Source organism: Haloarcula vallismortis ATCC 29715 (assembly GCF_000337775.1).
Classification (GTDB): domain Archaea; phylum Halobacteriota; class Halobacteria; order Halobacteriales; family Haloarculaceae; genus Haloarcula; species Haloarcula vallismortis.
The window spans coordinates 149,123-167,522 of sequence record NZ_AOLQ01000038.1; the positions used below are offsets into that span (position 1 = coordinate 149,123).

Consider the following 18,400-nt stretch of genomic DNA (forward strand, 5'->3'; position numbering starts at 1 on the left):
GAAATAGAGGACGGTTTTCCGGACAGTTCTCCACGTCCGGAGGCAACTCACCGATAACTGATGACTTTATTAGAGAGCGTACATCCCGCGGCATCAGGCCAGTCCGCACTAGCCGTGGACGGCCCCGCTACTGGGATGACACCCCGTTTTGAGCTATGAGCACTGTAGACAAGCAACTCGAAGACGTGAAGGCAACGATTGACGAGGAAGTCCCGCGCCGTATCTCCGTCTCGGATGTCACGTACGAGGGACCGGAACTCGTCATATACACGCGAGACCCGAAAGAGTTCGCCGCGAACAGCGACCTCGTTCGCCGGCTCGCATCGAAACTCCGTAAACGTATCACGGTTCGCCCGGACCCGGATGTTCTGTCCCCGCCGGCCGAGGCCGAGGCGGCGATTCGGGAACTCATCCCCGAGGAAGCCGGCGTCATGGACCTGAATTTCCACGCCGACACCGGCGAAGTCGTCGTCCAGGCACAGAAGCCCGGCGTCGTCATCGGACGACGCGGCGAGACGCTGCGTGAGATCACGCAAGAGGTCGGCTGGACACCCGAAGTCGTTCGGACGCCCCCCATCGAGTCCTCGACGGTCGAAAACGTCCGGAACTTCCTCAAACAGGAACGGGAGGACCGTCGTGACATCCTCGAACGCGTCGGCCGACAGATCCACCGCGAGCCAATGTCCGACGACGAGTACGTCCGCATCACGACCCTGGGGGCCTGTCGGGAGGTCGGCCGCTCCGCGTTTATTCTCTCGACGCCGGACACGCGGATCCTAATCGACTGTGGCAACAAGCCCGGCGCGAACGGCGAACAGCCGTATCTCGACATCCCGGAGGCGTTCGGAGCCGGGACGAACGGTATCGACGCCGTCGTCCTGACCCACGCGCATCTGGACCACTCCGCGCTGGTCCCGCTCCTGTTCGAGTACGGCTACGACGGCCCCATCTACTGCACCGAGCCGACGCGGGACCTCATGGGTCTGCTGACGCTCGATTACCTCGACACCGCCGCGGACGACGGCCGGACCCCGCCGTACGACTCCGAGATGGTTCGCGAGGCGATCAAACACACCATCCCGCTCGAGTACGGCGACGTGACCGACATCGCGCCCGATATCAAGCTCACACTGCACAACGCCGGCCACATTCTGGGCTCGTCGGTGTGTCACTTCCACGTCGGCGACGGGCTGTACAACGTCGCCTTCTCCGGGGACATCCACTACGACGACACGCGCCTGTTCGACGGCGCGGTCAATGACTTCCCGCGGGTGGAGACGCTCGTGCTGGAGTCGACCTACGGTGGCCGCAACGACTACCAGACCGATCAGGAAGACTCCGAGCGAAAGCTCAAGCAGATCATCCAGAACGCCTACGACCGCGACGGGAAGGTGCTCATTCCGACCTTCGCCGCCGGGCGGTCACAGGAGCTCATGCTCGTCCTCGAAGAGGCGATGCGGGAGGGCGACATCCCCGAGATGCCGGTCCACCTCGACGGGATGATCTGGGAGGCAACGGCCGTTCACACGACCTATCCCGAGTACCTCCGCGACGGCCTGCAGGACCGCATCTTCGACGAAGAGGAGAATCCGTTCCTGGCCGACCAGTTCAACCCTATCGACGGCGGCGACGAGGAACGGGAAGCAATCGCTGCCGGCGACTCTGCCATCATCCTCTCTACGTCCGGGATGCTCACCGGGGGCCCCGTGATGTCCTGGCTCGAAGACCTCGGCCCCGACCCGGACTCGACGCTCACGTTCGTCGGCTATCAGGCGCAGGGAACGCTCGGGAAGCGAATCCAGCGCGGCATCGACGAGGTGCCCGTCGGCGGCAGCGGGCGTAGCGAGACGGTCCCACTGGAGATGACCGTCGAGACGGTCGACGGCTTCTCGGGCCACGCCGACCGACAGGGGCTTGAGAACTTCGTGAAGACGATGAACCCCCGACCGGAGAAAATTCTCTGTGTCCACGGCGACGAATCCGCGACACAGGACCTCTCCTCGTCGCTGTACCACGACCAGAACATCCGGACCTTCGCGCCGGAGAACCTCGAAACGTTCCGCTTTCGCTGATCCGGTCGCTGTTCTCGGTCTATTATCCACCGATAGCCGAACAAACCTCTATACGGCAGGCGGGTGAAGGGCCAGATATGGACATCATCCGGTATCTCGACGAACTCGAACCGGTTGGGATGGTACTCATTGGACTCGTACTGTTCATCATCCCGGAGCCCGCAACCTCGACGCTCGGAATCGGCTTGATGGTACTGGGCGGGGCGTGGTGGTTCTACGAGTGGAACCGGTGAGACACGGACAGCAGTATCTATGAACCACGACCGCATTCACGCACAGGAACCGTCACACCACCGCGACCGCTGGACCGTCGGCACAATCACCGGGATAACGGGGCGAGACGGTCACTGTGTCGTCACTGTCGAAGACGAGTCCGGCGAGTCAACTGAACTCGTCGTCACCATGGCCATTCGCGACCTGTTCATCAGTCGGCTGGACATCGGTGACGATGAAAGTCCGGTCGGCGAGCGCGTCTGGTTCCGCCAACGCGGCGGGCAGTAACGAGCCGCTAACGCGTTCGGTCCGGGTTTGACTGTCGCTACGACAGGTCGACGGTCCGGTCGGCCCAGGCCCGAAGCCGGTCGACGGCGTCCCGCTCGGTCCGAGACACGGGGTTATCGAGGCCCAGTTCGTCACTGTCGAAGGCATTGAGGACGGCCACGTCCGCCCCGTCACAGTATTCGGTGAGCCGGCAGACTGCAACGGAATCGTACTGGAACGGTATCGTCGCGTCGTTGACGAACACCGCCCGGGGATTCGGCGGAAGGCGGTCCATCTCGCGCTGGGCCAGACGGGCGTTCTCCTGAGCGAGTGCGACAGCCTGCTCGTCAGTCCCGCTCTCGGCGCGCGGTGCGCTGGCATCGATTCGGCCAGCCCAGACCGTCTCCGGCACAGTGATGAACCGGTCGAGGCGACCGCCCAGAACGGTTCCGTCCCGTTCGAGTTCGGGCGCGAAATCGAGAACGACGACGCCCGCTGTTCCCTCGCGATCGAGCCAGGCGTCGATGGCGGCCGCGGTCGTCCGCGTCTTGCCGGCATTCGAGGGACCGGTGACGAGTGTCGACCCGGACAGCGGGAACTCAACGCCGGTCACGCGAGGAGTTCCTCCCGCAAGAACTTCCCGCCGAGGCCGGCCATGGCGAGTCCGAGCGCGACGGCGAAGGCCAGCACGAACCCGGAGAGCGGACCGACACCGCCGCCGAGCTGTTCGACGACGAAGTTCGCGGCCAGTCCACCCGACACGGCGATGAGGGCTAGGCCGCCGATATTAGCCAGCAGTGAGTTCGACTCCGGCACCGCGTCGGAGTTCAGGAGGTAGAGGACGAGCGCGATGACGAAAGGCGTGCCGACGGTGCCAAGCGCAAGCACGAGGACGAGCTGGCCGAGCACGTTGCCGCCGATGAACGCGCCCGGCGCGGACAAAAGCGCGACGGCGACGAGCAGTCCGCGGTAGCGGCTGTCCTCGATGGTGGTGCCCCAGCCGAGCTTGTCGGCGAGCAGGAACGGCGGGACGATGGTGTTGCCCCCGAGCGTCGACACGGCAGCGCCCCAGAGGCCGAGCAGGAACAGCCAGCGGGCGCTGTCACCGACCAGTGGACCAAGCGCCTCCGCAGCGCCGACCGTCGTGAGGTCGCCGGAGGTGAGCACGCTCGCCGTCACGAGAAAGATTGCGAGGCTGTAGACCCCGAAAGCCACCAGCATCGACGCTCCGACGTCGACCGTCGCGAGGTCGTAGTCATCGCGGGTCCAGCCCCGAGCACGCATCGTGTAGGAGTGCATCGTGATGAGCGTGATATGGACCGCACCGCCGAGGATGCCGGCGGCGACCAGCGCGCTCCCGGACGGAACGGACGGAACCAGTCCGGTCACCGCCGCGCCAGCGTCGATGGGGACGACGAACAGGCTGGCGACGAACGCGACGACCACGAGCAAGACGAGGACTTTCGCTGCCAGTTCGAGGAACCGGTAGCCGCCGCCGGCCAAGCCCGCCGCGAGGATGAGCGCCCAAGCGACGCCCCAAATTCGCGCGTCGATGCCCGTCACCGTCGCCGAAACCGTGGCGACAGTTTTCATGATTACCAGCTGTGCCACCCCGGCCGCAAGCACGGCGTCGCCGACAAGCAGCCACGCCCACGTGTCGCCGAGGTGGTCTTCGACGACGGCGACGATACCCCGCTCGGTCAGCAGTCCCAGCCGCATCGCGAGATACTGGGCCAGCGCTCCCGCTCCCGCGGAGAGGACGACAACCCACAGGAGGCTGTAGCCGAACGCGCCGCCCGCGGTGACGAGGCTGGCAATCGTCGCCGGGCCGGCGGCGATTGCGCCCGCGATCCAGGACGGCCCCATCGCTTCGACGTAGTCACCGATTGTCCCCTTGCTAACAGCCGAACTGTCGACGGTTTCGGTTGAACTCATACCTCCGGCTTGGGTGAGGCCACCTGAAAACCCTGCCGACATATCTTTCGGTGGTATTCTACAGTAATTCGACTGCTGTACTGCGGTTATCAAGAAATAGCGCCGCTGCCTTGATTGACAGACTCTCCGCTGACTGAAGGGAAACGCTACCAGAATCGGTACGGACTGCCCAACTCAGAGTTTGACGGTTCCGAGGTCCGACTCCAGTTCGTCGACGTGGTCGTTGTACGCGTCGACGAAATCCGCGAACTGCGGAGCGTACTCGCGGATGTCGGCCGCGGAGGGCGGTTCGTACTGCGAGAGGAGATAGAGGCCGTTGCTCCCGCCGACGCGGAGATACGACGCGCCGTCGGTGTCCCACTTCAGTTCCCACCGCGTCCCGCTGATCCGTTCGGTAAAAGTGCCGTAGTCGCCGCCCTCGTAGCGCTGGAGTTCCCGGGCGATCTGGTCGCAGATCTCTCGGATGCGGCCCAAGACGCGGTCGCGCTCGGCCACGACGCCGTCAGTCGTCGCAATGTCCGGGAACTCGGTCGATACATCGTCGAGCACGCCGTCAAGCGACCCGACGTAGGCGTTGAACCCTTCGACGAAGGCGTCGTAGTCGGCCAGCGCGTCGGCCAGCGGTTCGGGCTCCGGCGGCTGTTTGGTCGAGATGACGTACACATCGGAGCCACGCGAGGGCGAGAACCGGAGGTACTCCAGATCGCCGCCCTCGTATTTTACCGTCCACTCGCCGCGGTCGGTCTCGATGTCCGCCTGTCCGTAGTCGCCGCCCTCCAGCCGGGCGAGCTGGTAGGCGACCTGTCCGGCGTGGTCCCGGACCGCCGCGACCAGTTCGTCGCGCTGCTGTGCAACGGCCGTTGCGTCGGCGGGGTCGACCGGTGGCCACTCTGTCACAGTAGACGGAAGCGACGGGACAGCAATAACAGGCTCGGTCGGCTACTCGGACTCAAGCAATGCGTCGTCGCCGTGGCGCTCGCGGAGGTCCTCGAAGTACTCGCGCTGCTCGTCGATGTTCTGGGTCGACTCCGCGTACACGTCAGCAAAGAGGTCCGTCGGCTCGGCGGCGTGACCCTCGGCGTTGTCGATAATCTCGCCGAGTCGCTCGTCGATAATGTCATCCATCACCTCGATTTTTCCGTCGTCCAGTAGATTGCAGTTCCGAAGGAACGCCTCCATACGGTCCAGCGGGTCGCGCTCGCGCCACTGCTCGACCTCTGCGTCGTCCCGGTACACGTCCGGGTCGTCGGCGGTCGTGTGCGCGCCGAAGCGGTACTGGAGGGCCTCGATGAACATTGGTTGCTGAGCTTCGCCGTTTGCACCCACAGCCCGCTCTCTTGCGGCCTCGGTGACCGTGTAGGTTGCCAGCGGGTCCATGCCGTCGACCTGCACACCGTCGAAGCCGTACGCGTTGGCTTTCTGTGCCAGCGTCTGGCTGGCGGTCTGGCGCTCCCGCGGCACAGAGATGGCCCACTGGTTGTTGTTGCAGAAAAACACTGTCGGCGTCTCGAACACGCCGGCGAAGTTCATCGCCTCGTGGAAGTCCCCTTCGCTGGTGGCCCCGTCGCCGAAGTGGACAACACCCGCCCGTTGGTCGCCCTTTCGCTTTGCCGCCCACGACCACCCGACGGCGTGGGGCAGGTGCGCGCCGATGGAGATGTTCAGCGGGAACACGTTCACATCGCCGATGGCAGCGTTGCCCGCTTCGTGGCCCATCCAGTAGAGGACGTACTCCCAGGGGAGCCCGCGAGCGACGAGCGCGCCGTGTTCACGGTACTGATAGAAGACCGTGTCCTCGTCGGCCAGCGCGTACGTCGACCCGATCTGTGACCCCTCTTGACCGGCGAGCGAGGCGTAGGTACCGAGTCGGCCCTGCCGCTGGAGGCTTATCATCCGCTCGTCGAACTTGCGAGCAAAGCGCATATCCCGGTACATCGACACCAGCGCCTCGTCAGAGAGGTCAGGGATAAGATCCGGGTCGACGATCTCACCGTCAGAATCGAGCGCCTGTATGCGGTCGTCGGGCGCCCGATTGAGAACGTCCTGAGTCATTTCCTACCCTACACTCGGAGAGGACCGTCAAAAAGCTGTGTTCAGCTTGGGTCAGTCGAGCCACTCCAGCACACACCGACATTCTGGCCCGAGTATTCATGCCGTTTCCGCCCAACGTATCCATGATGCTCGGCAAAGAGAGCCCAGAGGCAGACAGTGAGCGGGTGACGGTCTGGCTGGAACACCACCTGTCGCCCACTCATGCGGTGCTCTGGATTGTCATCCTCGTCGCAACAGTGGGTGACATCCTCCTGACGATGACCAGGCTCACGGTCGGACTGCAGGAGGGGAACGTCGTCGTCAGCACGATGCTTGCGGAGTTCGGGCTGGCTGGGCTCTGGCTGGTGAAGTTCGGGGCGATGCTGTGGCTGGTCGCCGGGTGGCGACTGCTCTCCGAGCGCAACGCGACGGTCTTTCTTGCCCTGTTCGCCGTGGTCACACTCGCAGTCGTCGCCTACAACTCAGTCACCATCTTGCAGTACCGTGGAGTAATAACGGCTATTGCGGTGCTTTGAGGGGCTGACGCGTTAGGACTCGGGAACACCGGGGTTAAGTACCACTGGGTGTGACCACGGAGTAATGGATAGACGTTCCTTCCTGACAGCGGCCGGCGCGACGGTGTCCGTCTCCGTTGCCGGCTGTGCCGGGCTGGGCGGCAACGACGAAGCGAGCACCGGAGCGTCGAGTACGGACGAGTCGACTGCGGACGGAACGAGTACCGGCGACGCCGGCAGTGCCGACGAGACGCTGGTCGTTGGGACCTACAGCGCGTTCGTCGACTCGCCGTCGACGAGCCCCGGCGCGTGGGTGAAACAGCGCTTCGAGGAGGAGTTCGACGCCCGCCTGATCTGGCAGACGCCGAGCAACGAGGTCAACCACTACATCGAACGCCGGAACGCCGGCGTCGACATCGAGGCCGACATGTACCTCGGGCTGAACACGGACCATCTCGTCCGAGTCGACGAGAATCTCGACGACGGTCTGTTCGCCGATGTCGGCGACGTGGCCGGACAGGACGACATCAAGCCGGGTCTGCAGTTCGACCCCGACGGTCGGGCGATCCCCTACGACACCGGTTACATCAGCCTGGTGTTCGACGGGACGGCGACCACAGCGCCGGAGACCTTCGACGGCCTGTTGGCCGAGGAGCACGCTGGCGACCTCATCACGCAGAACCCAGCCAGCTCGGCAACCGGGCGGGCGTTCCTGTTGCACACGGTCAAGCAGTTCGGCCCGGACGGCTATCTGGACTACTGGAGCGACCTGCAGGACAACGACGTTCGGGTGCTTGGCTCCTGGAGTGACGCCTACGGCGCGTGGTCGGGCGGGGAAGCGCCGATGGTCGTCTCCTACTCCACCGACCAGGTGTTCGCCGACCAGAACGACGCGAACATGGCGGAACACCAGATTCGCTTCCTGAACGACCAGGGTTACGCCAACCCGGAGGGGATGGCGGTGTTCGAAGGCGCGGACACGCCTGCCCTCGCCCGAGAGTTCATGAGCTTCCTGCTGCGCCCGGAGATTCAGGGAGAAATCGCCGTCCGAAACGTTCAGTTCCCGGCGACCGAATCCGCCGACCTCCCCGAGGACTACGCCGAACTGGCTCAGGAGCCACCGGAGCCAGTCACCTTCGGCTACGACGAACTCAAGGGCTCTGTCTCGGGCTGGATCTCCGACTGGGAACGGCAGTTCGCCTCGAACTGACCACGACCGACTGTGGCCCGAGATTTCGACGGCGACACGGACGGTGCCGACAGCGAAACGGCGACAGAGACAGCGAGTGGTCCGTCCCGCGAACAGGGCCGGACCGTTCGAAACACTATCGAACGCCGGGGGATTGTCGGACTCGCAGTCGCCACTATCGCGCTGTTGCTCGGCATCTTCTACTACCCGGTGGCGACAGTCTTTATCGACAGCGTGCTCGTCGACGGCCGCTGGACTGCCCAGGTGTTCGTCTCGATACTGCAGGACCCGTTCTACTTCGGCGAACTGGCCCGGTTGCTCTCCGGCGAACCAGTGGGAGCTGTCATCGAAAGCATCCGCTCGCCGGACCGGCGGCTGGGCGTCATCGGCTTCACGACGTATCAGGCGGCCCTCTCGACCGTCGCCAGCGTTGCGCTCGGCCTGCCAGCGGCGTATCTGCTGGCCCGGTTCGAATTCCCGGGACGACGCACACTCCGGTCGCTGACGATTCTCCCCTTCGTCTTGCCGTCAATAATGGTCGGGGTGGGCTTCGTCGCCACGTTCGGCCGGAACGGAACGTTGAACGCCGTGCTCGGCGCGCTCGGTCTCGGCCAGGTCAATCTGCTGTTCACGCTGGAGGCCGTCGTCATCGCTCACGCGTTCTACAACGCCCCGCTCGTTGCCCGGGTGACCACCGCCGCCTGGGAGTCCGTCGACGCCAGCGCTGTCGAGACGGCGCGGAGCCTCGGCGCGAGCCCGTTCCGGGCGTTCCGTGATGTGGTCGCCCCGCAACTGTACCCGTCGGTGCTGATGGGCGCAGCCCTGACCTTCGTGTTCACCTTCAGCACGTTCCCAATTGTCCTCGCTCTGGGCGGGTTCCAGCTAGCGACCGTCGAGGTGTTCGTCTATCGGCTCATCCGCGACCTGGAGTACGCCGAGGCGGCCGCCCTCGCGCTGATTGAGCTCGGCATCTCGCTGGGGCTGCTGTACGCGTATCTCCGGTACGAAGCGCGCCACACCGTTCAGTCACGGGGGATTCGGCCGCTCCCGCGTAGGCCGCTGACGCCGCCATCGCTCTCGGTTCGTGAACTGCTCCCCAGAATGGGGCTTGCCGTCTACGCTGTCGTCGCACTGGCGGTGTTCGTTGCCCCGATAGCGAGCATGGTTCTGGCCAGCCTCAGCGGGCCAGAGGGGCTGACGCTGGCGAACTACCAGTTCCTCATCGACCGACAGACGACCGGCGCGTCGTTTCAGGTCCAGCCGTGGGACGCGGTCAGGAACTCGCTTTTGTTCGGCGTCGCCTCGCTCGCCGTTGCCCTGCCGATGGGCGTCGTCGTGGCCGTCCTCACCACCAGAGACTACCGCGGCCGAAAGCTCGTCGACGCCGTCGCGATGGCCCCGCTGGCCGTGTCGGGCATCGTCGTCGGCCTCGGCCTCCTTCGGGGCCTCGTCTTCGGCGTCGAAATCGGCGGGTCCCGCCTCGCCGTCGGCGGCGGCCTCGCTATCATCGCCGCCCACGCCGTCGCTGGCTACCCGTTCGTCGTCCGCACCGTCGCGCCCGGCCTCGAAAGTATCGACCACACGCTCGTCGAGTCAGCCCGCGCGCTCGGCGCGCCGCGCGCCAGAGTGCTTCTCGACATTGAACTCCCGCTGGTGTGGCCGGCCGTCGTCGCCGGGGCCGCCTTCGCGTTCGCCATCTCTATCGGGGAGTTCTCGGCGACGATTGTACTTGCTTCCGGGACGAACCAGTTCACGATGCCAATCGCCATCGAGCGGTTCATCGGCCGACGGCTCGGCCCCGCGACAGCGATGGGCGTCGTCTTGCTCGTGGTCACCAGCGCGAGCTTCCTGCTCATCGACCGACTGGGAGGTGACGACGTTGGGTTCTAAGGAACCGCCGTCGGACGGTGCTGCCGTGAACCGGACAGCCCCGCTGGCCGTCGAACTCGACGGCGTCACCAGACGCTACGGCGAGACGACCGCCGTGGAGGACCTGTCTCTCTCTGTACACGAAGGCGAATTCTTTACGCTGGTCGGTCCCTCCGGCTGTGGGAAGACGACGACGCTCCGGCTCATCGCCGGCTTTGAGGACCCCACGCGGGGCGAAGTCCGGTTTGGCGGCGAGTCCGTCACCGGCGTCCCGCCGGAGGACCGCGACGTGGGCGTCGTCTTCCAGAACTACGCGCTGTTCCCCCACATGACCGTCGGGGAGAACGTCGCCTACGGGCTCCAGTTCTCCGACCCACCCGACGGCGACAGCGACGAGTCGCGGGTCCGTGACCTGCTGGAGCTGGTCGACCTCGGTGGCATGGCGGACCGCGACCCCGACACACTCTCTGGCGGCCAACAGCAGCGGGTAGCGATGGCCCGTGCGCTGGCTCCCGGTCCCGACGTGCTCTTGCTCGACGAGCCGATGAGCGCGCTGGACGCGAAGCTCCGGGAGCGGTTGCGTGTGCAGGTCCGCGAGATACAGCAGGAACTGGGCATTACGACGATTTACGTCACCCACGATCAAGAGGAGGCCTTAGCTGTCTCAGACCGCGTGGCTGTCATGCGCGACGGGACGCCGGAACAGGTCGCGCCGCCGCGAACCATCTACCGCGAGCCGGCGACGGAGTTCGTCGCCACCTTCGTCGGCGACAACAACGTTCTCAGTGGCGAAGTGACAGCGGTACAGTCGACCGATGATGCCAATGACTCCGGCGACGAGAGTGGCCAGTCCACCGCGAACGTGACCATCGACGACACCACGCTCTCAGTTGCCTTGGGTGGTGACAGCGACCCGGCCGCTGTCTCGCCCGGGGACCGACTCACGTTCTGTGTGCGGCCGGAGCGACTCTCCGTCGACGGCGACCCGAACGCGCTGACGGCGGCAGTCACGAGCGCGGAGTTCCTCGGAGAGACTACGCGCGTGCATCTCGACTGGGCGGGCCGAGAACTCCTGTTACGAGCAGAGGACCCGCCGACTGGCACCGTGACAGTCGGCTTTGCCCCGACGGACGCACACATCGTCGACAGACAGTCGTAAGCTACCAACCCCCACGTCGACGCCGGAATGGAGTCTGATTTAAGTCACCTGTGGCTATCGCCGATATCAGTATGACACGCGGGGCCGTCGCAACTGTTCGAAACAGGCGTATCGGAGCGTGTCGACAGCGCTGGCGGGAACCACTGGGTCCAGACCAGAGCCATGCCGGCGTCCTGCCGGAGAAGCGCGACGGGGTGCGGTGATGGTCGAGTTCGAACCCCGACTGTTCGACGATATTGACCCATCTGAGCGGCCGTCGCTGGGTGCCGCGCTCGTCCCAATCGCGGGAATGATCGTGTTTCTCAGTGTGGGCCTCATTGCCTTCGATCTGGACCCGCAGTTCCCGCTGTTCTGGGGGATTGCGTTCACCGGCCTGTTCGCACGGTATCACCTCGGGCTGTCGTGGGAGGACCTGTACGACGGCATCGCCAGCAGCCTGCTCATGGGGATGCGGGTGATTCTCATCATGTTCACCGTCTACGCGCTCATCGCGTCGTGGATTCAGGCGGGCACGATTCCCAGCCTGATGTACTTCGGTTTAGAGCTGTTCACGCCGATGGTGTTTCTCCCGGTGGCGGCGATTCTCGCTGCCATAATCTCCTTCGCCGTTGGGTCCTCGTGGACGACAGCCGGGACGCTCGGAGTGGCGCTCATCGGTATCGGTTCCGGACTGGGGATTTCGGAGCCGATGACTGCCGGCGCGATTCTCAGCGGGGCCTACACGGGAGACAAACAATCCCCGCTTTCGGATACGACGAACCTCGCCGCCGCGGTGACGGACACGGACCTGTACGAGCACATCAACGCGATGCGGGCCGGCACGCTCGCCGCGTTCACGATTGCCGTCCTCCTGTACGCCGGCCTCGGGCTACAAGCCGCCGGGACTATTCCTGCTGACCGCGTTGCGTCCATCCAGGCAGCAATCGAGAGTACGTACGTCGTCTCGCCGCTCGTGTTTCTGCCGGTCGTTGTGACATTCGGACTTGCGCTGCGCGGCATCCCTGCACTGCCGACCCTCGGGACAGGCGTCTTCGCGGGCGTCGGAACTGCGATGCTCGTACAGGGAACCGGATTCGGCGCTGCCTGGTCTGCGGCACAGTCCGGGACAGCGCCGGAGACGGGCATGGAGCTCGTGAACGGACTCTTAGAGAGCGGCGGGCTGACCGGCGGCGCGTGGATTGTGACCATCGCGATTGCCGCGCTCGCGCTGGGCGGACTGCTTGAACGTGCTGGTGTGCTCGCGGTGCTCTCCCACCATCTCGGGCGACTCTGCCACAGCGTCGCGAGCCTGACTGGCGTGACCGCTGTGTCCGCTGTCTCGATGAATATTCTCGCGGCGGAACAGTACGTGAGTATTGTCGTGCCGGGGATGACACTCGGGAATCTGTACAACGAACAGGGACTCAAGAGTCAGAATCTCTCCCGGGCTATCGAAGCGTCGGGAACGACCACGAGTGCGCTTATTCCGTGGAGCAGCGGCGGACTGTTCATGGCCGGAACGCTCGGCGTCCCGACGCTGGAATACGCGCCGTACTACTTCTTCGGCTTTCTCTCGCCGCTCGTGTTGCTGTTCATGGGCGTCACCGGCTGGCAGATCGTCTATGCGGACCGCGCTGACGCGGAAGATACGGCTGCACAGTCCGGTGGTGTCGGGTCAGTGACAGCAGGCGAGGACTGATTCGCCCAGCACCACTGACCGTGGTGGTTGGCCAGACTTTCGCGAGCGCTCGTGTGCGTGCGCGTGCGCGCGAAGCCCTCATAAGTCCGCAGCGCCTACAGTACATGATGACACCACAGAAGCCATCCGCTGACGGCGAGCAGGCTGTTGACGGTCGGGCAGCCGATGCAGGCCCGGCGGTCGACTACGAAACGGTGTCGGTACCCGCGCTGGTCGTCGGCGCTGGCGCTGCCGGGGCGCGAGTCGCTATCGGACTTGCCGAGAACGGTGTCGAACCGCTGGTCATCGGCAAGCGCGACCACGGCGACGCCCACACGACGTGGGCGGCGGGCGGCATCAACGCCTCGCTTGGGTCGCTTGACCCCGAGGACGACTGGACCATCCACGCCGCGGATACACTGGACGAGGGGCACTTCATCAACGACCCGAAAGCGGTCGAGCTAACGGCCAAGCACATGCCCGACCGCATCCGGGAACTCGACGACTGGGGGATGCCCTTTGACCGCACCGACGACGGGAAAATCAATCAGCGGTACTTCGGCGCGCAGTCGTTCCGGCGGACCTGCTTCGTCGGCGACCGCACGGGCGAGGCGATGCTGGACACGCTCGTCGACAAGGCCCAGTCGCTCGAAATCCCCTACCGCGACAACGTGATGATTACGCGGCTGCTCTCGGACGGCGAGCGCGTCTACGGCGCGGCCGGCTACGACATGGAGAGCGGCGAGTTCATCCTCTTCGAGTCGGACCACGTCGTCCTCGCGGCCGGGGGGTCCTCCGCGCTGTACAACCGCCATTCCTCGCGCGACGAGGAGAACAACGGCGACGGCCCGGCGCTGGCGCTCGACGCCGGCGCGTCGCTGATGGACATGGAGTTCGTCCAGTTCCACCCGACGGGGATGGTCGGCGACCGCTACGGCGAGGACTGGGATGGTCGCCTCGTCACCGAAGCGGTCCGCGGGGAAGGCGGTCGGCTGCTCAATGCCGATGGCGAGCGATTCATGGAAGAGTACTCGCCGGACCAGATGGAACTCGACGCGCGAGACGTGGTGGCCCGCGCCATCGCACAGGAGCTCCGCGAGGGCCGTGGGACCGAGAACGGCGGCGTCTATCTGGACATCTCCCACCGCGACGATGAGTACATCAAATCGCGGCTCCCGCGGATGTACGAGCGGTTCATGGACCTCGGCGTCGACATCACGGAGCAGCCGATGGAAGTCGCGCCGACCGCCCACTACTCGATGGGCGGCGTCGACATCGACTTCGAGACCGGCGAAACCGGCGTCGGTGGACTCTACGCCGTCGGCGAGACGGTCGCAGGGGTTCACGGCGCGAACCGGCTGGGCGGAAACTCCCTTGCGGAGACAGTCGCCATCGGCGCGCTCGTCGGCGACCACGTCGCGGCGCAGGTGACAGGCGACGACCGCGGCGGCGACAGCCTACCGGACGGCCAGCGTGCCATCGCCGAGCGTGAGTTCCGGTCGCTGATAGAACTGGAAGCGTCGGACGGCGACGAAACACCCGAAGGGCTCCTTGCGGACCTCGGCGACCTGCTGTGGGAGCACGCCGGCATCCTCCGCACGGAGGAGTCGATGTCGGACGGGCTGGAAAAGCTCCGGCAACTCCGTGAGCGGACGGGGGACATCGGCGTCGACGGTGACCGCACCAGCCTATCGTTCGAACTCGCTGTCGATCTGTTCTTCAGCCTCACGGTCGCCGAGGCACTGCTGCTGAGCGCGCGCAAACGGGACGAGTCCCGCGGCGCACACTACCGCACCGACGCGCCCGACGTGGACCCGGACTGGCGGCGGAACATCCTTGCCGACCGCGGCGACACCGGACTCGAACTGACGACCCGCGGCGTCGCTGAACCGAGCGAGGCCGTCAGCGAGGCAGTCGACGTGGGATACGAACTCGACTACCACCACCTCGAATAACGTTTCCTGTGGTGTGGTCCGGACTCGCCCGGTTTCTCAGTCTCGATAGGCGCAATGGAAGCCGGCGACCTGCTGATAGAAGGTCGGAATCACGTCCGTTCGGAGGTCCGCATCGGGATCGTTCGCGAACTCCCGACGCGTGAACGCCCGCGCGTCTTCGATGGCCGCTTCGACGTGGGGCGGAACGCCGGGCTCGTCGATCGTGCCGATGTAGGCCCAGATGAACGCCGCCTCCAGCGTGTCGAAGAACGCCGCGGTCGGTTCGAACGTTGGTTCGCCATCCGCCGCGATTCGGTTGTACGTCCGGCTAATGAGGACGCTCCCGTCGTCGAGGCCGTGGTCGGCGAACGATTCCGTGGTCGTACACTCTTCATCCGTGTCGTCGTCATTCGTGGTATCACTTGACATGTCTGGACAGACGGTAGGTAACTAAAAGTAACCATCCGGAGTGTGTCTCGATACAACACACCCCAGATACTTTTTTGAGTCACCGAGATTCAACACGGCCCCAGCCGACAGTGTACTATTGTGGCACCAACTCGTCGAACCGTCCTCGCCAGCGGCGGCCCCGCACTTGGGAGCCTCACCGCCGTTTCGGGGTGTCTGGGTACCGCTGGCGACGCAGACGTGTCGTGCCCGCCGTCAGTCCCGACCGACGAGGCGCTCGGAATCGGCTTCGTCGGCGACGTGATGCTGGGTCGGAGCGTCGACGAGCGCTGGCGCGACGACCCAAACGGGCCGACGGCCGTCTGGGGGTCGATGCTCGACCGACTCCAGCCACTCGACGGGCTGGTCGTGAACCTCGAATGCTGCCTCTCGGACCGCGGCGAGCCACGACCCGGCCGTACGTTCCACTTCCGTGCGAGTCCCGGATGGGCCGTCCCCGCACTGAACCGCGCTGGCGTCTCCTGTGTGGGGCTGGCGAACAACCACCTGCTCGATTTTGGACCGGCGGCGCTTACGGACACGCCGGCGCATCTCGCCGACAGCGGCATCGCCGCAGCCGGGGCCGGCGTCGATAGAGCGACAGCATTCGAGCCAGCGTTGGTCGACATCGCGGGGCTCTCGGTCGCCGTCGTTTCGGTGACCGACCAGTCGCCGAGCTACGCGGCTGACGATGATAACCCCGGCACGGCCTACGCCCCACTGGACCCGAACCATCCGCTGACCCGTCGCCGCGTCGGGGGCGCGCTGGCGGCGGCCCGCGACGCCGACCCAGACCTGCTCGTCGTCACCGCCCACTGGGGGCCGAACTGGGTGACGGAGCCCGACGAGACACAGCAGGCCTTCGCTCGCTGGCTGGTGGACAACGGGGCCGACGTAGTTCACGGCCACAGCGCCCACGTCATCCAGGGCATTGAGGTGTATCGCGGTCGCCCTATCATGTACGACACCGGCAACTTCGTCGACGACTACGCGATCAAGGACGGCTACCGCAACGACCGGAGCTTCCTGTTCGAACTCCGAGTCGAGAACGGACGGCTGGCCGCGCTCGAACTCACGCCGGTCGAGAACGCGTACACCGAGGTCAGACGCGCCGACGGAGCGGAGGCGGAGTGGCTCCGAGAAACACTGCGAGCGCGCTCTCGGCCCTTCGGAACGGCTATCGAGCGTGACGGACTGGGGCTTCGAGTGCCGCTGACGTGTCAGCAGTAGCAGCCGCCGTGTGTTCTTGCAGACCGCCACGATTTCGGCCGCTACTCGTCGACTGCCGCAACCGTCGCCATGATTTCGTCTACTAGCCGTGGGTTGTAGGTCCAGAGGCCCCGAAACGGGCCATCTTCCGTTTCCTCGGCGACGAGCGCGCACTTGTTCTGGTCGTCCCCGGCGGCGTCGAACGCCAGCAGCCACACCTGTTCGAGAGCCTCGTCCGTGAGCGGATGGAACGTGATTCCGGATATCGTCGGCGGCTCCCAGTCGGCCCGTCCGTACACATGGATGTCGAGGGCCGTGTCGCGGGCAAGCGTCTCGTACCGATTGCGCTGAGAGCGGAAAATCGACAGCGACTGGAAGCTCACTCGAAGGGTCCCCTCTCCGACTCGGTAGGCTCTATCCTCGAACTCGTGGGACGTTGCGAGCAGCTGTGCCGGCGTGAGCGATGACAGAAGCGTGTTCGCAAGCGCCGAGGAGAGAAGCTGCCTGCTCGGATCACTGTCAGGCGGTCCGCTGTCTGTGGAGCCCACTGTCGGTTTGCACAGGAACGCCTGCAGCGCGGTGAGCGGGATGGTCCCGGCGAACACACCGTCTCGACGGACGACCACAAACGCATCTTGCTCGCCGGTCGGGAGCTTTCGCCACGTGGCATCGATGCCCTGGTTTGCCAGACGCTCAACCACAGCCGTCGCTTCGGACGGGCCGTACACAGTCATCGCTACCTCCGCGCTCTCGAAGCGTCGGAGAAGCGTGCTGACTGTCATCGGCCGCTCGTCAGTCCCCGTAATCTATCTCAAGATCGATTATCGTTGCAAGAACCTGGGTCGTTGACGGCGGCAGCGGTGCCAGCGTCGCAGTCTGCTGAGCAACATCGTAGCGAACAATGCCAGCGTCGTCGAGAACGGGAAGGTGCCGGTGGTGGAGCGCAGTGCGGGTATCGTCCCAGTTGTCGGCATCGGTGGCGCGCCCACGCGCCCTGGTCCAGCCTTCGACCACATCGGTGAGGTCCGTGAGTGTGGCCGAATCGTGTTCGGCGAGGTAGGTGTATATCATCCGTCGAGGCTCGGCTGCCAGCGCGCGTAACAGCGTATCGAGTCGCTCGGACGAGAGTTCCGGCGTCTCTGCAGGCTGTTCGTACTGGTTCATACTACTCAATTATCCACTCTCAGTATTAATATCATTTGTCGAGAACTAGTCACAGATGTGACGGAATCCATTTACGTGTCAGCGCCGTCTAAATCGTATGAACTACGAGTCCGCCCTACAGCGTGCGTACGACGTGCTACCAGACCAGCCTCGGGAAGCCGGTGAACGGCTCTCGATTCCGGACCCCGAAGGCCAGACCGACGGGGCATTCACACGCCTGACAAACTTGGAAGCAATCGCTGACGCCGTCTCGCGGGACGCCCAGCACCTCCACCGGGCCATCCAGCGCGAGTTCGGGACCAACGGCCAGTTTGACGGCGGCGAAGCCCGCTACAACGGCTCGTTCGACACCGCTGACTTCGGAGCCGCCATCGACGCGTACGTCGCCGAGTACGTCACCTGTTCCGAGTGTGGCCTGCCCGACACCGTCCTCAAAAACGAGGACGGCGTCGACATGCTGCGCTGTCAGGCCTGTGGTGCGTTCCGCCCGGTCGCCAAGGGCGCGAGTTCGAACACGCAGCAGGATCGACCGACGCTCGAAGAGGGTGAGACATACGAGGTCAAGATCACCGGCACCGGCCGCGAGGGCGACGGTGTCGCCGAAAAGGGGAAGTACACCATCTTCGTCTCCGGCGCACGCGAAGGACAGGTCGTCGAGGCCTACATCGAGAGCATCAGCGGTACGCTGGCGTTCGGTCGCGTCGCCTGAAGGCTGTTTTCCGCCGTATACCTGCGTTTC

General features: G+C 65.0%; 18 protein-coding genes. 11 read left to right on the forward strand and 7 right to left on the reverse strand.

Annotated features, from left to right (window positions below):
- Positions 1-155 precede the first annotated feature (155 nt).
- The 3 genes from C437_RS09455 to C437_RS09460 all read left to right on the forward strand — a co-directional run bounded on the left by C437_RS09455 (position 156) and on the right by C437_RS09460 (position 2,573).
- Entirely contained in the window at positions 156-2,072 is a 1,917-nt protein-coding gene (locus tag C437_RS09455) for a beta-CASP ribonuclease aCPSF1 (protein WP_004516719.1), read from the forward strand.
- 77 nt (positions 2,073-2,149) lie between these two features.
- Complete coding sequence (locus C437_RS20610) at positions 2,150-2,305, forward strand: hypothetical protein (RefSeq protein WP_004516720.1); 156 nt, start codon at positions 2,150-2,152, stop codon at positions 2,303-2,305.
- Between the two features lie 19 nt (positions 2,306-2,324).
- Positions 2,325-2,573: a DUF7861 family protein gene (locus C437_RS09460; protein WP_004516721.1), complete on the forward strand. Its 249-nt coding sequence runs from the start codon at positions 2,325-2,327 to the stop codon at positions 2,571-2,573.
- Positions 2,574-2,610: 37 nt separating this feature from the next.
- Here C437_RS09460 and C437_RS09465 read toward each other — a convergent pair whose 3' ends face one another.
- The 4 genes from C437_RS09465 to pdhA all read right to left on the reverse strand — a co-directional run bounded on the left by C437_RS09465 (position 2,611) and on the right by pdhA (position 6,539).
- Positions 2,611-3,165 carry a hypothetical protein gene (locus C437_RS09465; RefSeq protein ID WP_004516722.1) on the reverse strand — a complete coding sequence of 185 codons (555 nt, stop codon included), beginning with the start codon at positions 3,163-3,165 and terminating at the stop codon, positions 2,611-2,613.
- Complete coding sequence (locus tag C437_RS09470) at positions 3,162-4,487, reverse strand: divalent metal cation transporter (protein WP_004516723.1); 1,326 nt, start codon at positions 4,485-4,487, stop codon at positions 3,162-3,164. Before C437_RS09470 ends, C437_RS09465 begins: the two co-directional genes overlap by 4 nt.
- A 174-nt stretch (positions 4,488-4,661) precedes the next feature.
- Positions 4,662-5,384 carry a hypothetical protein gene (locus tag C437_RS09475; RefSeq protein ID WP_004516724.1) on the reverse strand — a complete coding sequence of 241 codons (723 nt, stop codon included), beginning with the start codon at positions 5,382-5,384 and terminating at the stop codon, positions 4,662-4,664.
- 42 nt (positions 5,385-5,426) lie between these two features.
- Positions 5,427-6,539 (reverse strand): pyruvate dehydrogenase (acetyl-transferring) E1 component subunit alpha, encoded by a 1,113-nt coding sequence (gene pdhA / locus C437_RS09480; protein ID WP_004516725.1) that lies wholly within the window; start codon positions 6,537-6,539, stop codon positions 5,427-5,429.
- 122 nt (positions 6,540-6,661) lie between these two features.
- On the opposite strand from pdhA, the gene C437_RS09485 reads away from it, so the two are divergent.
- From C437_RS09485 to C437_RS09510, 6 genes are all read left to right on the forward strand, one after another.
- Positions 6,662-7,054 (forward strand): hypothetical protein, encoded by a 393-nt coding sequence (locus C437_RS09485; RefSeq protein WP_049919714.1) that lies wholly within the window; start codon positions 6,662-6,664, stop codon positions 7,052-7,054.
- Positions 7,055-7,118: 64 nt separating this feature from the next.
- The gene (locus C437_RS09490; RefSeq protein WP_004516727.1) at positions 7,119-8,243 is read left to right on the forward strand and encodes a thiamine ABC transporter substrate-binding protein; all 1,125 of its coding nucleotides are present in this window, start codon (positions 7,119-7,121) and stop codon (positions 8,241-8,243) included.
- A 12-nt stretch (positions 8,244-8,255) separates the two neighbouring features.
- Positions 8,256-10,112 carry an ABC transporter permease gene (locus tag C437_RS09495; RefSeq protein ID WP_004516728.1) on the forward strand — a complete coding sequence of 619 codons (1,857 nt, stop codon included), beginning with the start codon at positions 8,256-8,258 and terminating at the stop codon, positions 10,110-10,112.
- A 25-nt stretch (positions 10,113-10,137) separates the two neighbouring features.
- Positions 10,138-11,250, forward strand: a complete 1,113-nt coding sequence (locus tag C437_RS09500) for an ABC transporter ATP-binding protein (RefSeq protein ID WP_049919715.1) — start codon at positions 10,138-10,140, stop codon at positions 11,248-11,250.
- 202 nt (positions 11,251-11,452) lie between these two features.
- Entirely contained in the window at positions 11,453-12,928 is a 1,476-nt protein-coding gene (gene arcD / locus C437_RS09505) for an arginine/ornithine antiporter ArcD (protein ID WP_004516730.1), read from the forward strand.
- A 107-nt stretch (positions 12,929-13,035) separates the two neighbouring features.
- Positions 13,036-14,862, forward strand: coding sequence for an L-aspartate oxidase (locus C437_RS09510; RefSeq protein WP_049919720.1), 1,827 nt, complete (start codon positions 13,036-13,038; stop codon positions 14,860-14,862).
- 36 nt (positions 14,863-14,898) lie between these two features.
- On the opposite strand, the gene C437_RS09515 is transcribed toward C437_RS09510, so the two are convergent.
- Positions 14,899-15,270: a hypothetical protein gene (locus tag C437_RS09515; RefSeq protein WP_004516732.1), complete on the reverse strand. Its 372-nt coding sequence runs from the start codon at positions 15,268-15,270 to the stop codon at positions 14,899-14,901.
- A gap of 120 nt (positions 15,271-15,390) precedes the next feature.
- Here C437_RS09515 and C437_RS09520 point away from each other — a divergent pair, with 120 nt between their 5' ends.
- Positions 15,391-16,518: a CapA family protein gene (locus C437_RS09520; protein WP_004516733.1), complete on the forward strand. Its 1,128-nt coding sequence runs from the start codon at positions 15,391-15,393 to the stop codon at positions 16,516-16,518.
- 41 nt (positions 16,519-16,559) lie between these two features.
- Here the strand turns inward: C437_RS09520 and C437_RS09525 are convergent, their stop codons facing one another.
- On the reverse strand, positions 16,560-17,279 hold the full coding sequence (locus C437_RS09525) for a DICT sensory domain-containing protein (RefSeq protein WP_004516734.1): 720 nt from the start codon (positions 17,277-17,279) through the stop codon (positions 16,560-16,562).
- A 10-nt stretch (positions 17,280-17,289) separates the two neighbouring features.
- Complete coding sequence (locus C437_RS09530) at positions 17,290-17,661, reverse strand: DUF7344 domain-containing protein (RefSeq protein ID WP_004516735.1); 372 nt, start codon at positions 17,659-17,661, stop codon at positions 17,290-17,292.
- Positions 17,662-17,758: 97 nt separating this feature from the next.
- On the opposite strand from C437_RS09530, the gene C437_RS09535 reads away from it, so the two are divergent.
- Entirely contained in the window at positions 17,759-18,370 is a 612-nt protein-coding gene (locus tag C437_RS09535) for a translation initiation factor IF-2 subunit beta (RefSeq protein ID WP_004516736.1), read from the forward strand.
- The last annotated feature ends 30 nt before the right edge of the window (positions 18,371-18,400 follow it).

Excerpts from the sequence above, each read along its gene's own strand:
- C437_RS09455 (WP_004516719.1), top strand. The coding sequence starts at position 156 with ATGAGCACTGTAGACAAGCAACTCGAAGACGTGAAGGCAACGATTGAC.
- arcD (WP_004516730.1), top strand. The coding sequence starts at position 11,453 with ATGGTCGAGTTCGAACCCCGACTGTTCGACGATATTGACCCATCTGAG.
- C437_RS09525 (WP_004516734.1), bottom strand. The coding sequence starts at position 17,279 with ATGACAGTCAGCACGCTTCTCCGACGCTTCGAGAGCGCGGAGGTAGCG.
- C437_RS09535 (WP_004516736.1), top strand. The coding sequence starts at position 17,759 with ATGAACTACGAGTCCGCCCTACAGCGTGCGTACGACGTGCTACCAGAC.
- pdhA (WP_004516725.1), bottom strand. The coding sequence starts at position 6,539 with ATGACTCAGGACGTTCTCAATCGGGCGCCCGACGACCGCATACAGGCG.
- C437_RS09515 (WP_004516732.1), bottom strand. The coding sequence starts at position 15,270 with ATGTCAAGTGATACCACGAATGACGACGACACGGATGAAGAGTGTACG.
- C437_RS09460 (WP_004516721.1), top strand. The coding sequence starts at position 2,325 with ATGAACCACGACCGCATTCACGCACAGGAACCGTCACACCACCGCGAC.
- C437_RS09510 (WP_049919720.1), top strand. The coding sequence starts at position 13,036 with ATGACACCACAGAAGCCATCCGCTGACGGCGAGCAGGCTGTTGACGGT.
- C437_RS20610 (WP_004516720.1), top strand. The coding sequence starts at position 2,150 with ATGGACATCATCCGGTATCTCGACGAACTCGAACCGGTTGGGATGGTA.
- C437_RS09490 (WP_004516727.1), top strand. The coding sequence starts at position 7,119 with ATGGATAGACGTTCCTTCCTGACAGCGGCCGGCGCGACGGTGTCCGTC.
- C437_RS09485 (WP_049919714.1), top strand. The coding sequence starts at position 6,662 with ATGATGCTCGGCAAAGAGAGCCCAGAGGCAGACAGTGAGCGGGTGACG.
- C437_RS09530 (WP_004516735.1), bottom strand. The coding sequence starts at position 17,661 with ATGAACCAGTACGAACAGCCTGCAGAGACGCCGGAACTCTCGTCCGAG.
- C437_RS09470 (WP_004516723.1), bottom strand. The coding sequence starts at position 4,487 with ATGAGTTCAACCGAAACCGTCGACAGTTCGGCTGTTAGCAAGGGGACA.